The 15,640-nt window shown below is 71.4% G+C and carries 15 protein-coding genes; 5 read left to right on the forward strand and 10 right to left on the reverse strand.

Annotation, left to right across the window (positions count from 1 at the left end; genetic code table 11):
- Positions 1 to 8: 8 nt before the first annotated feature.
- Positions 9 to 920 carry a LysR family transcriptional regulator gene (locus tag ACFWZH_RS28505; protein ID WP_384437269.1) on the reverse strand — a complete coding sequence of 304 codons (912 nt, stop codon included), beginning with the start codon at positions 918 to 920 and terminating at the stop codon, positions 9 to 11.
- An 83-nt stretch (positions 921 to 1,003) separates the two neighbouring features.
- On the opposite strand from ACFWZH_RS28505, the gene ACFWZH_RS28510 reads away from it, so the two are divergent.
- On the forward strand, positions 1,004 to 1,621 hold the full coding sequence (locus ACFWZH_RS28510; protein ID WP_384437272.1) for a maleylpyruvate isomerase family mycothiol-dependent enzyme: 618 nt from the start codon (positions 1,004 to 1,006) through the stop codon (positions 1,619 to 1,621).
- Between the two features lie 18 nt (positions 1,622 to 1,639).
- Here the strand turns inward: ACFWZH_RS28510 and ACFWZH_RS28515 are convergent, their stop codons facing one another.
- A complete protein-coding gene (locus ACFWZH_RS28515; RefSeq protein WP_384437275.1) occupies positions 1,640 to 3,670 on the reverse strand; it encodes a M3 family metallopeptidase in 2,031 nt (676 codons plus the stop codon).
- A gap of 146 nt (positions 3,671 to 3,816) precedes the next feature.
- Between ACFWZH_RS28515 and ACFWZH_RS28520 the strand changes: the two genes are divergently transcribed.
- On the forward strand, positions 3,817 to 4,251 hold the full coding sequence (locus ACFWZH_RS28520) for a CBS domain-containing protein (protein WP_384437278.1): 435 nt from the start codon (positions 3,817 to 3,819) through the stop codon (positions 4,249 to 4,251).
- Positions 4,252 to 4,431: 180 nt separating this feature from the next.
- Positions 4,432 to 4,974, forward strand: a complete 543-nt coding sequence (locus tag ACFWZH_RS28525; RefSeq protein ID WP_384437280.1) for a hypothetical protein — start codon at positions 4,432 to 4,434, stop codon at positions 4,972 to 4,974.
- Between the two features lie 203 nt (positions 4,975 to 5,177).
- Here ACFWZH_RS28525 and ACFWZH_RS28530 read toward each other — a convergent pair whose 3' ends face one another.
- Together ACFWZH_RS28530 and ACFWZH_RS28535 are read right to left on the reverse strand one after the other, a co-directional pair.
- Positions 5,178 to 5,882, reverse strand: a complete 705-nt coding sequence (locus ACFWZH_RS28530) for a transglycosylase family protein (RefSeq protein ID WP_384437283.1) — start codon at positions 5,880 to 5,882, stop codon at positions 5,178 to 5,180.
- A gap of 925 nt (positions 5,883 to 6,807) precedes the next feature.
- Positions 6,808 to 7,320 carry a DUF664 domain-containing protein gene (locus ACFWZH_RS28535; protein ID WP_384437286.1) on the reverse strand — a complete coding sequence of 171 codons (513 nt, stop codon included), beginning with the start codon at positions 7,318 to 7,320 and terminating at the stop codon, positions 6,808 to 6,810.
- Positions 7,321 to 7,593: 273 nt separating this feature from the next.
- Here ACFWZH_RS28535 and ACFWZH_RS28540 point away from each other — a divergent pair, with 273 nt between their 5' ends.
- Positions 7,594 to 8,349, forward strand: a complete 756-nt coding sequence (locus tag ACFWZH_RS28540; protein WP_384437289.1) for a L,D-transpeptidase family protein — start codon at positions 7,594 to 7,596, stop codon at positions 8,347 to 8,349.
- A gap of 157 nt (positions 8,350 to 8,506) precedes the next feature.
- Here ACFWZH_RS28540 and ACFWZH_RS28545 read toward each other — a convergent pair whose 3' ends face one another.
- The 4 genes from ACFWZH_RS28545 to ACFWZH_RS28560 all read right to left on the reverse strand — a co-directional run bounded on the left by ACFWZH_RS28545 (position 8,507) and on the right by ACFWZH_RS28560 (position 13,487).
- Entirely contained in the window at positions 8,507 to 9,010 is a 504-nt protein-coding gene (locus tag ACFWZH_RS28545; RefSeq protein ID WP_384437292.1) for a hypothetical protein, read from the reverse strand.
- A gap of 98 nt (positions 9,011 to 9,108) precedes the next feature.
- A complete protein-coding gene (locus ACFWZH_RS28550) occupies positions 9,109 to 11,403 on the reverse strand; it encodes a trehalose-6-phosphate synthase (protein ID WP_384437295.1) in 2,295 nt (764 codons plus the stop codon).
- Between the two features lie 134 nt (positions 11,404 to 11,537).
- Positions 11,538 to 12,464 (reverse strand): carbohydrate kinase family protein, encoded by a 927-nt coding sequence (locus ACFWZH_RS28555; RefSeq protein WP_384437298.1) that lies wholly within the window; start codon positions 12,462 to 12,464, stop codon positions 11,538 to 11,540.
- A gap of 120 nt (positions 12,465 to 12,584) precedes the next feature.
- Positions 12,585 to 13,487 (reverse strand): AraC family transcriptional regulator, encoded by a 903-nt coding sequence (locus ACFWZH_RS28560; RefSeq protein WP_384437301.1) that lies wholly within the window; start codon positions 13,485 to 13,487, stop codon positions 12,585 to 12,587.
- Between the two features lie 72 nt (positions 13,488 to 13,559).
- Between ACFWZH_RS28560 and ACFWZH_RS28565 the strand changes: the two genes are divergently transcribed.
- Positions 13,560 to 13,931 carry a cupin domain-containing protein gene (locus ACFWZH_RS28565; RefSeq protein WP_384437303.1) on the forward strand — a complete coding sequence of 124 codons (372 nt, stop codon included), beginning with the start codon at positions 13,560 to 13,562 and terminating at the stop codon, positions 13,929 to 13,931.
- 140 nt (positions 13,932 to 14,071) lie between these two features.
- Here the strand turns inward: ACFWZH_RS28565 and ACFWZH_RS28570 are convergent, their stop codons facing one another.
- Positions 14,072 to 14,746 (reverse strand): hypothetical protein, encoded by a 675-nt coding sequence (locus tag ACFWZH_RS28570; RefSeq protein ID WP_384437306.1) that lies wholly within the window; start codon positions 14,744 to 14,746, stop codon positions 14,072 to 14,074.
- Between the two features lie 246 nt (positions 14,747 to 14,992).
- Positions 14,993 to 15,589, reverse strand: coding sequence for a TetR/AcrR family transcriptional regulator (locus tag ACFWZH_RS28575; RefSeq protein WP_384437309.1), 597 nt, complete (start codon positions 15,587 to 15,589; stop codon positions 14,993 to 14,995).
- Between the last annotated feature and the right edge of the window lie 51 nt (positions 15,590 to 15,640).

A 15,640-nucleotide genomic window follows, 5' to 3' on the forward strand; every position in this document is an offset into this window, starting at 1 on the left:
CCCGCGCCTCAATCGGGCGCGGGCAGCGCGCGGCGGAGCCGCTCCAGCAGCGCCCTGGCCGCTGGGCCGGCCGGTCCCCGCGTCCGCCAGGCCAGCGCGACCCGGCCGCGCGGCCGCGGCCCGGTGATCTCCAGCGTGCGCAGCCCCAGGTCCGCCGCCGCCTGCTCCGGCAGCGCCGGAACCACCGCCACGCCCAGCCCGCGGGCGGCCAGCTGCGCCAGCACCTGCGGGGCGGCCGCCTCGAAGGCGATCCGGGGCCGGATGCCCGCCTGCGCGCAGGCCCGCTCCAGGACACCGCGCAGGCCGGTACCGCGCGGCAGGCTGATCAATGGGCGGTCGCCCAGCGCGGCCAGCGGGACGCTGCCGCGGTCCGGGGGCGCAAGGAGGGGATCGTCCGGCGCGACGGCGGCGACGAGCGGCACATCGATCACGATCTGCAGGGAGATGCCCTGCGGGGGCTCCTCTTCCGCGAGGCCGACCACCGCGATGTCCAGTGCGCCGGCGTGCAGCGCGGCGAGCATCCGCTCCGAGTTGTCCTCGGTGAGCGAGATCTCCACCTCGGGGTGGTCGTCGTGGAAGTCGGCGAGCAGGGCCGGCACGTCGAAGGCTCCGATGACGGCGCCGGACAGCAGACCGATCGCCACCCGGCCGCGGAGCAGCCCGGTGAACTCGTCCACCGTGGACCGGATGCCCTCGACGGCGGCGAGCGCGGCCCGCGCGTACGCGAGCACCGCCTCGCCCACCTCCGTCACCGTCACCGAACGGCCGGAGCGGTCCAACAGCGGCTGACCGAGCTCCCGTTCCAACTGCCGGATCTGGGCGCTCACCCCGGGCTGCGCCAGATGCAGACGGGCCGCGGCGCGGGTGAAGCTCGCCTCCTCCGCGACCGCGACGAAGTACTGCAACTGCCGGAGTTCCATGTGCGCATCCTAGAACTGATGGTTATGGAACGGAGAATCACCAGCTCTTGGACTTATGGCGACACACACAAGATCCTTGGAGCATGGACATCAAAGCGGCGATTGCGGCCGAACGCCGGGAACTCGCGGACATGTTGGCGGGGCTGACGGACACCCAGTGGGACGCGCCCACCCTGTGTGAGGGCTGGCGGGTGCGGGAGGTCGCGGCCCATATGTCGATGGGCTTCCGCTACTCGTTCCCCAAGGTGGCCGCCGAACTCGTCAAGGCGGGCGGCAGCATCAACAAGGTGGCCGACCGGCTCGCCCGCAGGGACGCCGCCGGCGCGTCGACGGACGAACTCGTCGCCTTCCTCCGCGACAACGCCCACCACCCCTGGACACCGCCGGTCGGCGGGCTCGCCTCCGCTTTGGGCCACGACGTGGTGCACGGCCTCGACATCACCGTCGCCCTCGGCCTCGACCGCCGGGTCCCCGAAGACCGGGTGCGCCTCCTGCTGGAGCACGTCACCCCCCGATCCGCCAGGTTCTTCGGGGCCGACCTCAGCGGTGTCGCACTGCGCGCCGACGACCTCGACTGGTCCTTCGGCGCCGGTGCCCCCCTGTCCGGCGCCGCCCAGGACCTGCTGCTGGTCGCCTTCGGCCGCAAGCTCCCCGCCGGACGCCTCCGGGGGGAGCGGCAGGCCCGGTTCGAAGCGCGCTGAGGCGCCGACCGGGTCCGCTCAGCCGGTCAGACCATGCCGGGCCAGCAGCGGCCCGATCTCCGGATCGCGTCCCACCACCGCGCGGAACGCCTCCATGGGATCGACGCTGCCGCCCTTGGCGAGCAGTTCCCGGCGGAAGATCTCACCGCTCTCCCGGACCGTCCTGCCGTTCTCGTGGAACCAGCGCACGGCATCGGCGTCCAGTACCTCCGCCCAGCGGTAGCCGTAGTACCCCGCCGCGTACCCGCTGGTGAAGATGTGGGCGAAGTAGCCGGTGCGATAGCGCGGCGGGATCGCGGCCACGGCCAGACCCGCGCGCGCCAGCGCGGCCGCCTCGAACGCCTCCGCGTCGCCGTCGCCCGGCAGGTCGCCGTCGGCGGACAGGGTGTGCCAGGACCAGTCCAGCACCGCGGCGGCCTGGTGCTCCACCATCCGGAAGCCCGCGCCGAAGTTCTCCGCCTCGCGCAGACGGGCCGGCAGGTCGGCCGGCATCGGCTCTCCCGTCACGTGGTGCCGGGCGTAGCGGGCCAGCACCTCGGGCCGGTCCGCCCAGACCTCGTTGACCTGCGAGGGGAACTCGACGAAATCGCGCGGCACCTGCAGACCGGACAGCAGCGGATAGCGGACGTCGGAGAACAGGCCGTGCAGCGCGTGCCCGAACTCGTGGAACAGCGTGGTGACTTCGCTCCAGGTCATGAGCACCGGCTCGCCCTCCGGGGGCTTGGCGATGTTCAGGTTGTTGACCACCACGGGCCGCTGGCCCAGCAGATGGGACTGGAGCACCAGAGAGTCCATCCACGCGCCGCCCCGCTTGGACTCGCGGGCGTGGAAGTCGCCGATGTACAGCCCGAGCGGGCCGCCGTCGGCGTCGCGCACCTCGAAGACCCGGGCGTCCGGGTGGTACGCCACCAGATCGGGGCGCTCGGTCAGGGTGATCCCGTAGACCAGCTCCGCGGCGTGGAAGACCCCGTCGCGCAGCACCCGCTCCAGCTCCAGATAGGGCCGCAGCGCGGCCGCGTCCAGGTCGAACCGCTCCTTGCGGACCCGCTCGGCGTAGTACTGCCAGTCGGCGGCGCCGATCCGCGCGACGCCGGCGGCCTCGGCCAGGGCCGCGCCCTCGCGCGCGGCGCTGGCGATTGCGGGGGCGGTCAACCGGTCGAACATGTCCTCGACGGCGTCGGTGGTGCCGGCGGTCCGGTCGGCGACCTCCCAGGCCGCGTGGCTGGGGAAGCCGAGCAGGGCGGCGCGCTCGGCGCGCAGCCGGGCCAGCGCGACCGCGATCGGGCCGTTGTGCTCGCCGCCGCGGCGCAGTGAGGCGGCGAGCAGGCGCGCACGCAACTCGGGGCTGTCGAGCGCGGCGAGCTCGGTCTGGTGGGAGAAGTTCTTCAGGCTGAGCACGAACTTGCCCTTGTGCCCGAGCGCGTGGGCGTTCTCCGCGGCGGCGGCGATCTGGTCCGCCGGCAGACCGGCCAGCTCCTCGGCGTGGTCCAGCACCAGCGCGGCGCGGGCGGTGTCCTCACGCAGATTCCTGCGGAACTCGGTGCTCCGGGCGGCGATCTCGGTGTTCAGCTCGCGCAGCCGCCGTTGCTGCTCCGGCGCGAGGCGTGCGCCGGCCCGCACCCGGAGGGAGTGGTGGCGCTCCAGCAGCCGCAGCTGCTCCGCGTCCAGGCCGAGGCGCTCGCGCCGCTCGAAGAGCGTCTCCAGCCGGGCGAACAGAGCGGAGTCGAGCAGCAGCGCATCGTCGTGGGCGGCCAGCCGGGGCGCGAGCTCGGCCTCCAGGGCCTGGATCTCCTCATCGGTGTCCGCGGCCGCCTTGGTGGCGAACACCCGCCGGACCCGGCCCAGGAGCGCACCGCTGCGCTCGATCGCCTCCACGGTGTTCTCGAAGGTCGCCGGATCGGCGCGGCTTCCGATCGCCGCCACCTCCGCCAACTGGTCGGCCATTCCGCGTGCGAAAGCCGGCAGATAGTGCTCGTGCCGGATCCGCGCGAAGGGCGGCAGCTCGTAGGGCAGGTCACTCGGTTCGAAGAAAGGGTTCGTCGGCGTCACGGGCGTCGACCCTATGCCCGGGGGCGGCGCCCGGTCCGGCAGTCGCCGAACACCGCCCGCCGGGCCCTTCCCCGGGAAGCGTCGTTGGGCCATTCGTGGTGTCATCGAAGGCGAGGCAAGCAACGCTCCTTAAGCCAGGAGGAACCATGGCCGGCAAACTGCGAGCCCGAGACATCATGACCGGCGGCGTGCGCTGCGTGGGTGCGCATGAATCGCTCTACGACGCGTCCAAGATGATGCGCGATCTCGACGTCGGATGCCTGCCCATCTGCGGTGACAACAACAAGCTCATGGGCATGATCACCGACCGCGACATCGTCGTCACCTGTTGTGCGGAAGGAGTGGACCCGGCGTCCGTGCAGGCCGGTTCCCTGGGCGGGGAACTGCACTGGATCGACGCCGACGCGGACGCCACCAAGGTCCTGGAGACCATGGAGAACAACCACATCAAGCGCCTGCCGGTGATCGACGTCAAGGGCGGCCACCGCCTGATCGGAATGATCACCGAGGCCAACCTCGCCAAGAACCTCAATGACAAGCAGATCGCGGAGTTCGCGACCCGCGTGTACGCGACCGCCTGACGGTCGCCCTCCTGCACACCCTGGCGCACCGGTGCGCCGGAGCCGGGAGAGCTCCGGCCCGGCGCGCCGTCCGGGCGCACGGGGGACCGCCCGACGGGCGGCCGGCTGACGACAGGTAACCTGCATCGGTCAACAACGCGTTGACGTCGTTCGTGCAGTCAATCATGGGGGACCTCCGTCGTGTCCGCACCGCCGCCGCCCTACCAGAACCAGCCGCCGCAGCAGCCCTACGGGTATCCGCAGCAGCAGCCGTACGGGCAGCAGCCGCCACCGCAGCCTTACGGCCAGCAGCCGCAGCAGCACCCGTATCCGCAGCAGCCGGGCGGGCCGCAGCGGCCGCCGCAGCGGCAGGCGAGTCCGCTGCGGGGGCTGATCACCGCCGTCATCGTGCTGGCGGTCTTCGGCGGCGTGGGCTGGTACGTGTGGGACTACAACACCAACCCCAACGGCGGCAAGGCCAAGGCCGAGGCCTCGGCGTCCGCGCGGGCCGAGGAGAACAAGAAGTACTCCCCGCAGACCGGTGACTGCGTCGACATGCAGGGCACCGACGACGCGCCGCGGCCGTTGGTCGTCGACTGCGGTTCCGCCCAGGCCGAGTACAAGACCGGCGACCGGCTGTACGGCGCCGGCCAGAAGTGCGGGCCGCAGTACGACGCCAGCATCGTGTTCACGGGCTCGCGCTCCCGCAGCGGCAACTACACGCTCTGCTTCACCAAGGTCTGACGCTTCGTCGAGCCCCGCATCCCCACCGGGTCCGCTCGCGCGGGCAGGCCGTCCGCGGCGCCACGGACGGCCTGCAACCCACCGCTGGGGAATACCCGGGTATTCCGTGACGGGTTTTGGATCGGGCTTCGAAACGGGGTTTCGAAGCGGTTCTACGGTGCGCTCAGTTCGTGTCCGCTGCCCGCTTTCCGCTCAATTGGTGCTCAGCGGGAGCTGTTTCGCGGCACGGCCAGTCGCGTGCCCGGGTAAATGAGGTCCGGATTCGCACCGATCACCTCGCGGTTCAGCCGGTGGAATTGCCGCCAGTGGCAGCCGAATTCCTGCGCGATACCGCTCAGCGTGTCCCCGGTGTTGACGACGACTGTGGTGCCGCTGCGCTGCGGACGCGGCTTGTACCGCTTCTGGTGGTACTGCGGGTGCGGCAGCCGCTGGCGCGCCGGCGGCTGGGCCCGGTGCTGCGGTGCGGGGCGCGGGGTGGTGACCCGCGGTGTGGTGACCCGCGGGGCGGTGTGCCGCGAGGCCGAGTTGAGCCCGAGCCGGGCCGAGCAGGCGGGCCACGCACCCCACCCCTGCCGGGCCAGCACCCGCTCCGCCACGTGGATCTGCTGTGCCCGGGTCGCCTGCGCCGCCCGTACCCCGTACGCCCGGCCGCCGAACGAGCGCCAGGTGGAGTGGGCGAGCTGCAGCCCGCCGGAGAACCCGTTCCCGGTATCGATACGCCAGTTGCCTCCGCTCTCGCACCCGGCCAGGCGGTCCCACGTCCCGCCTGCCGCCGCCTCGGCCGGCTGCTCGGCCGCCACGTTCAGTGCGCCGGCCGCCAGCAGTACGGCTGCCGCCGTGATGCCTCGGACCCCGTAGCCCCGGAATTCATTCCGGGCGGTCGATTCCGATACCTGCGGAAATTCCATGCGTTTGCTCCCGTCGCTTGCCGCGCAGTTCCCCGGCGGCCATTCAGGAAACGTGACGCCTTGCGGAAATCGCGTTCGAGCGGTGCCCGGACCGCGATTTCCGTGCGGCGCCATGAATTCGACGGGGATGAGACAACCACGCACCGAGTTCGCATCGGCAGAGCGCGCGGTAGCGCCGTCGCCGCTCGGTCTGCCCCCTTGCCTCCGGAGCACGGGCATGCCTGCCCACGGCGCACCCGCTCTGACGGGCAGGGGCGCACCCCTCAGGCCGTAGGCGCATGCCCCACCGGGTCGGGGGGATCGTTCACCCGCTGCGGGGGTGTCCGCCGAGCGCACCCGGGGCACTTGGTGCATGCGCTGCGCAGGTCCGCACGCACCGCGCACAGACCTCTGGGCAGTGCTGCGGCTCGTCCCGCCCCGGCGCGGCGGTGCAACAACCCATCCCGTCGGGGCAGTTCGCAGTGACCCCGGCCGGGACGCATGGGGCGGAGCGAAAGCCGTGAGGTCCGCGCCGGCCGCCGCGGAGGGTGCGGTATCCGCCCCGGACGCCTCGTGAGGTCGCCGCCGAGCGCGAACCGCCCCCTCTCGAACGGGAGTTACCCACCATTAAACCCCCTGCCGATATGGCATTGATCACCCCAGGGGGAGGAATGTGCAGGTCGGACCCGCAGTGTGCAATCGATCGATCACTTTCTGCTGATGGTGCGCGGGGCCTGATCAACCCTGAGGGCCCCTCGCGTCGGCGACAGGGGCAGGAATGCCTCGCACGTTCCGCCCCGCCCGCAACGACGCGGGTGGCGGCAACTCTCATGAAGGGAGGGCTTCGTGGAGCACTCGGGGCACTCATGGCCCCGATGCGCGCTGGCGCTGGTCGGCGTCCACCGGTTGACCGTCACAGGACTCGACGCCCTTGTCGCCCCGCCGTTCAGCGACCGAGCAGGCCGCGCACGTACGCCGCCTGGCCGGCGTGCTGCAGATCGTCGGCGATGACGCTGATCAGCCGGACGCCCAGCGTGACGGGCGGCGACCAGGCGCGGTCGACGACGCGCTTGAGGTCCTTGTCCTCGATCCCGGCGAGGTACTGCACGGTGTTGTCGTGGACCGCCTCGTGGTAGCCGGTCAGCAGCTGCGCGCTGAGGTCCCGTACCGCGGCCACCTCCTTGCGGGAGTGGCCGTATCCGGTGTCGTCGGCCGTGAAGGGCAGCCCGAAGCGCTCGTACCAGTCGTCCGAGATCCAGATCTGCTCCGCCTCGGCCGCACCGGCCACATGATCGTCCTGGATCCTGGTCAGATGCCAGACCAGCCAGCCGATCGAATTGGCGGCGTCGTCGGGGCGCTCGCCGAGCTCCTCGGGGCCGAGCCCGCTGACCACTTCCTCGACGACCTCCCGGATGCGGCCGAAGGCATCGACGAGCAGTTCTGCGCTGGCGGCGGTCATACGGGCTCCTTTGCGACGACGGGCGGAGGGCGTCAGCCCCGGCGGCGCGCCCATGGTCGCAAGGGGAGCGAAGGAATGGTGGGAGGCTGATCCGTCGGCGTGAGCGTACGGAGCAAGGGCCGCGTCGACGCCGGGGGCGGACCGTGCGGCGCACCGGGTCGGGGCCGGGGTGAGGGCCGGTGCGGCACCCCACCTGACCGGATATGACGTACGCCGTTATTTCGGGTCGGTCACGCCTGCAACCGACAGGTCGGGCGAACAGTCCTACCCGGCATGAAACCACGACTGAACCTGCGACGGCCGGTGATCCTCGGCAGACGGCAGCGGTCCGGCTCCGGCCGCCGGGTGGGCGCGGCGCTCGCCCTCACGGCGCTGACCCTGCCGCTGACGGCGGCCTTCGGCTCCACCGCCCAGGCCGCGACCGCCACGTCCGCCTGCACCGCGAGCCGCGGCCCCTACCAGAAGCAGGCCGAGAAGTTCCTCGGCCTTCGGGTCGACGGCCGGCAGTCGGCCTCCGACTGCCGCGCGATCCGCGCCTTCCAGACCAGCCACGGCATCACCCCGAACATCGGCTACGCCGGTCCCGTCACCTGGGGCGTGATGAGCCTGGTCGCACAGCAGAAGGCCGCCGGCCACAATCCGAACAAATCCGGCAATTGCCCCACCAATCGGGGACGAATAGCCTGTGTCGACCTGACCCGCCAGCTCAGCTGGATACAGGACGGATCGAGGCTGGTGTTCGGGCCGGTCCCGATCCGCAGCGGCCGCGACGGCTACGAGACCCGCACCGGCGCCAAGAAGATCTACTGGCGCAACCTGCACCATGTCTCGACGCTGTACGACGTCCCCATGCCCTACAGCCAGTTCTTCGACGGCGGTCAGGCCTTCCACTCCATCAGCGGCAGCGTCTGGTCGGCCCCCGGCTCGCACGGCTGCGTCAACATGCGCGGCAACGACGCGAAGAAGTACTGGTCCCTGCTGAGGAACGGCGACGACGTCTACGTCTACGGCCGCAAGTCCGGTACCTGATCACCGGGCACGCCCGCACGGCGGACGAGGGCGACCGAGGACGACGAGCGAGGGGCGCTGGTCCAGCAGCCGGATGAAGGGCTCCGGCGCCCCGGACACACCGCCCCTGACTCATCGACACGCCTCAGTGGCGCCCCTCTCCTCGGCTCGGGCGGCGTCAACGGCCCAGGAGGTTGTACAGCGCCATCGGCGTCACGTACCCGGGCCACCTCCCGTCGGCGAACAGGTGCACGCCGGCGTCCAGATAGCACTGGTCGACGAGCTGGGAGCAGATCATGTGCCGGGTGCTGGCGATATAGCGCCGCAGCCCCGGAACGGGCAGGCGCAAACGGTGCGTGGCGATCGCGAGGTAGTCGAGGAAGCTGTACGGCACCCCGACGTAGCGGGAGGCCGCCGCGCAGATGCCGGCGCGCTGCTGCTCCGTGAGCCCCTCCGGGTACACATAGAGCACATCGTCGTCGGCGTAGTCCGCGAGCGGCCGGATGCGCGACCCGCCGGGCTGGGCTTCGAGCAGCCGCTCGTCGGGCAGGACCAGGAAGGCGTGCTGGTAGTCGGCGAAGCCGTCGCCGTTGATCCACTGTCCGAAGCGGATCAACCGGCCGGTGAAGCCGGGGATCTGGGTGAGTCCGATGTCGCCGGGCTGGGGATGGGTGTGCCTCATGAGCGGCTCCCGGGAGCGCAAGAATGCGGATTCCCCAGGGTGATACCCGCTGTTCGGGCGCTCGCACCGCGCTCTTCGAAGCGCGGCGGGGGAGCGGCTCAGTGCATGAAGGCCTCTTCCGCGCCGGCCGTACTCGCCGCGCTCGGTCCGCCCGCCGCGCCCGTCGCCTCGACCGTCCTCCTCGACGGCCGCGGGATGGCGCCGATGATCTGGCGGGCCCAGCGGGCGGGCGTCTGGTCGTCGAGGAGGGCGGCGAGCCGGGTGATGTGGGCCAGGCGCTCCGAAGGCGTCATGGTCAGCGCGCGGTGCAGGGTGCCGACGAGGTCCCGGGAGGAGTGCGGGTCGGTGAGCAGGGCGGCGGCCCCCAGTTGGGAGGCCGCTCCGGTGTGGCGGGAGAGGACGAGCACCCCGGACCGGCCGGTGGCGGCCTGACTGGCGATGAACTCCTTGGCGGTCAGGTTCATCCCGTCCTGCAGCGACGTCACCCAGAACACATCCGCCGCCAGGTAGTGGTCGACCACCTCGCCGAAGGACAGGGCGCGGGGGAGGTACTCGACCGGTTCCCAACCGCCGGTGCGCCAGCGGTCGTTGAGGTCGGCGATGGCGCGCTCCAGGGCGGCTCGGGTGCCGTCGTGCACGCGGATGCCCGGCTCGGGCGGCGGGCACACCAGTCGGAACCTCAACTTCCCGCACAATTCGGGGTGTTGGTCGAGCAGGATCGCGACGGCGCGGACCTTTTCGAGCGGCGCCTTGGCGTAGTCGAGTCGCTCCACCGACAGGATCAGGGCCGGCCCCGGCCGCGCCGCCGGCACCCCGCGCGTACGGGCCAGCTCCTCCACGGCCCGCCGGTCGATGCCCAGAGGGTGGACGCCGGTACGCGGTGCCCGACGGGCCCCGGCCAGCGCCTGCCGGAAGTGGCCGGCGAACTCGGCGGTGTGGAAGCCGGCCCAGTCCAGGCATGCGAGGGAGTCACGGAGCTGCTCGGCGGTGGGAATGCGGGCGAAGGCCTCCGGCGGCGGGAACGGCGTGTGGTGGAACAGCCCCAGGTGCAGATCGGGCCGCGTCGCGCGCAGGATGCCGGGCACGAGCCAGAGGTTGTAGTCGTGCAGCCAGACCGTGGCGCCGCGCGCCGCATGGGCGCTCACGTGGTCGGCGAAGCGCGCGTTGAACGTCTCGTAGTGCCGCCAGGCCGAGGCGCTGTAGCGCATCCGCTCGGGCTGGGACATCAGCGCCGGCCAGAGCGTCTCCTTGCACGCCCGGTGGAAGTACTCCGTCCACTCGGCGGCGGCCACCGGGAGGAACGCCAGCGGCAGACCGGTCCCGTGCGCAGGACCCGGACGGGCGGGCACCCCGGGACGGGTGGCCACATCGCCCTCGCCGCTGCCCGGCCCGGCACCGCCGCCGTACCCGACACCACCCGTGCCCTGCGCGACCTCGACCCTGCCCCGCGGGGCGTCGTCCCCGACCAGCGCCGTGGCCCAGACGGCATCGGGACCTCCGGGGCGGAACAGGCCCTGCAACGTGGGCAGCACGCCGTTCGGGCTCAGGGGCTGCTGCCACTGACCGTCGGCCCATCGCACCGGCGGACGGTGATAGCCGACCACGAGGGGGCGAGCACGCTCGACCCAGCCCAGGCTCTCCAACGCGGACAGGATGCCGGCCGCCCCCGGACGGTCCGGCCGGTGGACGTCGGCACGGTCGGGGATCCGCTCCCGGAGGGCGGCTTCCGCGTTGCTCATGAGCACGCCCCGTGCGCCGAGCCGGAACAGCGACAGGTCGTTGAGCGAGTCCCCGGCCACGAGGACCGAGTCCATGCGCCACCGCTGCCGACGGGCGAGCAGGGCCAGGGCGTTGCCCTTGCTCGCCCGGGCCGGCAGGACGTCGAAGTAGCGGTCCGCCGAGTACGTCCATCCGCAACCCAGCTCCCGCACGGCGTCGGTGATCGCCTCGGAGAGCTGCTCGGGGCGCAGGAAGAACGAGCAGCGGCCCTCCTGGACCACCCCGTCCTGATAGACGAGTTCGGGAAAGCGCGCCAACCGCTCCCGTACGCACCGCTGCCCCGGCCAGCCGTGACGCAGCCGGTCCTGCAACGGGCCGACGCAGGTGCGGTCCCTCCCGTCGATCACACTCGCGCCGACGTCCGCGATGATCCACCGGGGCGAGGGGACGAGCGGATCGGCGCGTACGATCCCCTCGACGGACGACAGGGAGCGACCGGTCGCGAACACCACGGTCAGTTCCGGGTGCCGGTCGAGCGCCTGGCACAGCCGCCGGCGGTCCGTGCGGTCGCCGCCCAGCAGCGTGCCGTCCAGATCGGTGACCAGCACCCGGTCACCGGCACCCACGGCCGACGGCTCGCGCCGAGCCTGCTCGTCCGACACCAGCGCTGCCATGTTTCCCCCGTTGTCGTTGGGCGCGTCTGCGCGGTACGGGTCGGTACTCCGGCGGTACGGGTCGGTGCTCCGCCGAGCAGGTCTGCACTTGGCGGCTCCGTACGGCCCGTGTGCGCCGTACGAAGACGGCCGCGCTACGTCGCCAGGCGCGCCAGCCACCGCTCGAGTCCGGCCGCGTCCAGCGCGGCGCCCGAACCCGCCGCGGTGACGGACGCCGCCCCGCAGACGACACCGGCGGCCAGACACTCGGCGAGCGTCCCGCCCGCGAGGCGGCGATGGACGAAGCCCACGTTGAAGCAGTCACCCGCGCCAGTGGTGTCCACCACGTCCACCGGCAGCGACGGCTGCGCGATCCGTACACCGCCCTGCGCGGCCACCGCGCCCCTGCTGTCCTGCTTGATCACCACGGTGCGCACCAACCCCGCGAGCACCTCCAGCGCGTCGTCGACGGATCCGGTCCCGGTCACCCGCAGCGCCTCCGCCGCGTTGGGCGCGAAGACGGCGACCTGCCCGAGCGCCTTGGCCACCTCGGGGACGTCGACGCTGCCGGCGTAGTCCTGGCAGTCCATGAACACCTCCGCCCCCACTCGCGCGGCGGCGTCCAGGGCCTTGGACACCGCCGGCCCGTACTGCAGGAACGGCAGCATCACCATCGCCGGCCGGTAGGTCTCGATCAGCTGCGCCAGCGGCGGGGCGACGACCGGTTCCTCGTACGAGACCATCGCCCGGTCACCGGGCCGGGACAACGCGGTCGTCACATTGGGCAGCGGTCGCGCATGGCGCCGAAAGCCCCGCTCGTCCAGCCCCTCGTCCCGTGCCGCCGCGAGCACCTCCAGGCTGAACGGGTCATTGCCGAAGTCCGCTGCCCAGACGACCTCGCGCCCCAGCCGCCGCAACCCCATGGCCAGGGTGAACGCCCCGCCGGGCACCATGCTGAAGCCCTCGGCCCACACTTCCTTGCCGTACGCAACGGGTCCCGTCAGCCCCCGGTACACAAGATCGACCGAGTACGCCCCGACCACCAGCACCCGGTCGCCGGCCACGTCCTGCCCATGCGTCATGGCGGGACTGTAGGCACAACACGCAGCGCGTCGGGCCGACAACCCTGGGAGATGGCCGAAATGACGGCACTTCAGCTCCCCGTAACGCCACGGTCGGCCAAAACACCCCTCCCAGCGCCCTCACGACGAGCCATGTCCTCGCGCGGCGACGTAGCGGCCCGGTGTGGTGCCCACATGGCGGGTGAAGTGCCGGTGCAGATGCGCCTGGTCATGGAAGCCGACGGCCGGTGCGACCTCGGCCGGCCGGTGGCCGTCGAGCAGGAGCCGACGGGCCCGGTCGATGCGTCTGCCGGTCAGATAGGCGTGCGGCGGCAGCCCGTAGGTCTGCTTGAAGCAGCGGATGAGATGGGTGGGGTGGGCGTGCAGGACGGCGGCGGCCTCCTGCAGGGAGATACCGGCGGGAATCCGGGAGTCCAGCAGTTCCCGCAGCTCGGCCGCGAGCCGGTTCGCCTCGCGGCCGGGAGTACGGGGCCCAAGCGCGTCGAGGCGGTCGGGTGGGGCGAGGTGGAGATACAGCCGTTCACGGATGAAGGCCAGCCGGGACGCGGCTTCGAACGCGGCGTCGCCGCAGCCGCCTCCGGCCCGGGGCCGGCCCTCGGACCCGGCGTCGGTCGCGGTGCCGGCGTCGCCGAGGGCGGTGTGCAGCTGGTGGATCCGATGGCGCAGCAGCGCGTCGTGGAGGACCGGGTCGTCCACCGCGCTGCCCGTCAGCCGCTCCGGCAGCACGGTCGTGTCCAGGTAGAGCACGCGCTTGCGGAAGCCCGTCGCGGTGACCGTCCTGCCGTCGTGCGAGACGCCGGGAGGCAGCAGAACGACCTTGCCGGTGCCGGTCGCCCCATGACGCCGCCGGTCGAGTGCGAAGTCGACCGAGCCGTCATCGAGGATCATCAGGGCCCAGGTGTCGTGGGTGTGGGCCGGATAGGCGTGATCGGTGAAGCGCGCATGGAAGACCTCGGAGAGACCCGGTACCGACGGCTGCCAGGCGCTGACCGTCGTGGGGGGTGGGCCCGGAGCTGCTGTCATGCCAGGAACGTACAAGATCGCGGAGGTCCGGGCGCGGCAGGCTGACAGCTCATGACAGCGAAAGGACCGCAGATGTCACAGCCTCCCGCCCCGGTCGATCTGGCCGACAAGCTCGCGCAGTTCAGCGACCTCTGGTCGCAGAAGAAGGTGGCCGATCTCAACGACTACGAGGTCAAGCTCGCCAAGTTGAAGGGGGAGTTCGTCTGGCACACCCACGAGGACACCGACGAACTGTTCCTCGTCCTCAGTGGTCGCCTCACCATCCAGCTCAGGGACGGCGATGTGGTGCTCGGACCCGGTGAACTGTTCGTCGTTCCGCGGGGCGTCGAACACTGCCCACTGGCGGACGAGGAGACCGCCGTCCTGCTGCTCGAACCCGCCGGGACGCTCAACACCGGTGACGCGGGGGGCCCGCGGACCAAGGCGGCCGAATCCCTGGACTAGGGAGAGCCCCTCGGGGGCCCTGCCCGGGGAACCTCCCGGCCCCATGGGGTGGGCCGGGAGGCACCGGGCCGGCCGGCTGCTCGGCCGGGCCGCGCCTGGCGTCGGCCGCGCCCACCGTCAGGCGGCCGCGGCTGCCGTGATCAGCGCTTCACGACGAACGCCCGGCCCTTCTTCGCGTCGGCGGAGCAGGAAGCCTTCTCCGACGCGGTCATCTTGCGGGTCTTGACCGTCACCGCATTGCTCTGCCCGTCCGTGCCGTTGGGCGCAGGGCCCGTGACGGTGTCCGGCACGAACCAGAAGTAGTGCCCCCACTTGGGGCTGTCGTAATGGGTCTGCCAGGTACCCGAGACGGTCTGCATGACCTGTGCACGGGAGATCCAGCCCACCTCGCCCGGCTTCACCGTCATGTTCAGGGAGCTGTTCTCGGTGTGCGAGCTCGACCAGGTGTGACTGTACGTCGCGGTCACACTCAGGTCGATCAGACCGGCGATCTTCCCGCCGGCCGTGACCGAGACCCCGGCGCTGTCCGTCGAACCCACCGTGTCCGCCCAGCCCATCGACTGCGTGGCATCCGAACTGCTGCAGTTGTAAAGGGAGTTGGAGACCTGCCGGAAGTCCCCGAGGTACGCCTTGCCGAGCGTCGGCTCGTTGAAGCTGCACTTCCCCTCTCCGGAGGCGCAGTCGGCTATGAGCTGCTCCCGGGTGGGGCCGTCGTCTGCGGCAGCGGGTACGGTCATGGCTGCGACCAGTCCCAGTGCTGCCGTCGACAGCGCCATCAGCCGGCTCCCGTACCGGATCGTTCTGCCGTTCCTCATCGTCATCTTGGTGTTGCCTCTCGTGCTTCTCGCCTATTTCACACACGGCGCATGGAAGCGACGGTTCCGGGTGGAGTGTGGTGCATGTCGCGTCCGCCGCTGTTGCGTTCGAGACTGGAGTGAAAGTTGATTCAACTACACCAAGAGTCAGTAAAGTTGTAGTTGATGGCGAAACAGTCCCTTTAGGGGGAATCGAAGCGGAGGCTGCGTCAGTTTTCCGGCAGGTCCCGTCGCCTCACCGTCGTCTCACCGTCGGGCAGTGGACGCGCCGTTGAGGACGGTGCTCACGGCTCGTGAGACGAAGTCCTTCTCCACCGGGAGCTGCCGCAGTACGACGCGGAGCCAGGCGGCGCCGGCCAGCAGGTCCACCAGCAGCATCGGGTCGGCGTCCGCCGCGAGTTCGCCACGTGCGACGGCGCGGTCGAAGACGGGTCGCTCGCGGTCGATCCGATCGGCGAAGAAGTCACGGACGTGGCCGGCGAGTTCGGGGCTGTGGGTGACCGCGCCCAGCGCGGAGACGGCGATGTCGGAGCTTGGTTGGACGGTCAGCAGGGTCACCACCGTGCGCAGCAGCGCCTCCAGATCGCCCTGGAGGCTGCCGGTGTCGGGGAGTTCGACGTCGAGTCGGCGGGCACCCGTGAGCGCGGCGCCCAGGAGGGCGCCCTTGGACGGCCACCAGCGGTAGATCGTGGTCTTGTTGACCCCCGACCGCTGTGCGACCCCCTCGACGGTCAGGCCCTCGTAGCCCCTCTCCGCGAGCAGGTCCAGTGTGGCGTCGAAGATCTCCGGTGCCCTCCGCGGGCCGCCGCTTCGCCGGGTTCCCTCGTGTCGTTCCTCGCTCATGACGGAAGGCTAGCATCGAAAAACAACGCAACGTTGCGTTGCATTTGGGGT

The organism is Streptomyces sp. NPDC059008, assembly GCF_042749045.1.
Lineage (GTDB): Bacteria > Actinomycetota > Actinomycetes > Streptomycetales > Streptomycetaceae > Streptomyces.

What these genes read in the sequence shown, in the direction of transcription:
- ACFWZH_RS28545 (WP_384437292.1), bottom strand. Translation starts at nt 9,010, where the DNA reads ATGAGGCACACCCATCCCCAGCCCGGCGACATCGGACTCACCCAGATC.
- ACFWZH_RS28575 (WP_384437309.1), bottom strand. Translation starts at nt 15,589, where the DNA reads ATGAGCGAGGAACGACACGAGGGAACCCGGCGAAGCGGCGGCCCGCGG.
- ACFWZH_RS28540 (WP_384437289.1), top strand. Translation starts at nt 7,594, where the DNA reads ATGAAACCACGACTGAACCTGCGACGGCCGGTGATCCTCGGCAGACGG.
- ACFWZH_RS28570 (WP_384437306.1), bottom strand. Translation starts at nt 14,746, where the DNA reads ATGAGGAACGGCAGAACGATCCGGTACGGGAGCCGGCTGATGGCGCTG.
- ACFWZH_RS28520 (WP_384437278.1), top strand. Translation starts at nt 3,817, where the DNA reads ATGGCCGGCAAACTGCGAGCCCGAGACATCATGACCGGCGGCGTGCGC.
- ACFWZH_RS28505 (WP_384437269.1), bottom strand. Translation starts at nt 920, where the DNA reads ATGGAACTCCGGCAGTTGCAGTACTTCGTCGCGGTCGCGGAGGAGGCG.
- ACFWZH_RS28510 (WP_384437272.1), top strand. Translation starts at nt 1,004, where the DNA reads ATGGACATCAAAGCGGCGATTGCGGCCGAACGCCGGGAACTCGCGGAC.
- ACFWZH_RS28530 (WP_384437283.1), bottom strand. Translation starts at nt 5,882, where the DNA reads ATGGAATTTCCGCAGGTATCGGAATCGACCGCCCGGAATGAATTCCGG.
- ACFWZH_RS28555 (WP_384437298.1), bottom strand. Translation starts at nt 12,464, where the DNA reads ATGACGCATGGGCAGGACGTGGCCGGCGACCGGGTGCTGGTGGTCGGG.
- ACFWZH_RS28535 (WP_384437286.1), bottom strand. Translation starts at nt 7,320, where the DNA reads ATGACCGCCGCCAGCGCAGAACTGCTCGTCGATGCCTTCGGCCGCATC.
- ACFWZH_RS28565 (WP_384437303.1), top strand. Translation starts at nt 13,560, where the DNA reads ATGTCACAGCCTCCCGCCCCGGTCGATCTGGCCGACAAGCTCGCGCAG.
- ACFWZH_RS28550 (WP_384437295.1), bottom strand. Translation starts at nt 11,403, where the DNA reads ATGGCAGCGCTGGTGTCGGACGAGCAGGCTCGGCGCGAGCCGTCGGCC.
- ACFWZH_RS28560 (WP_384437301.1), bottom strand. Translation starts at nt 13,487, where the DNA reads ATGACAGCAGCTCCGGGCCCACCCCCCACGACGGTCAGCGCCTGGCAG.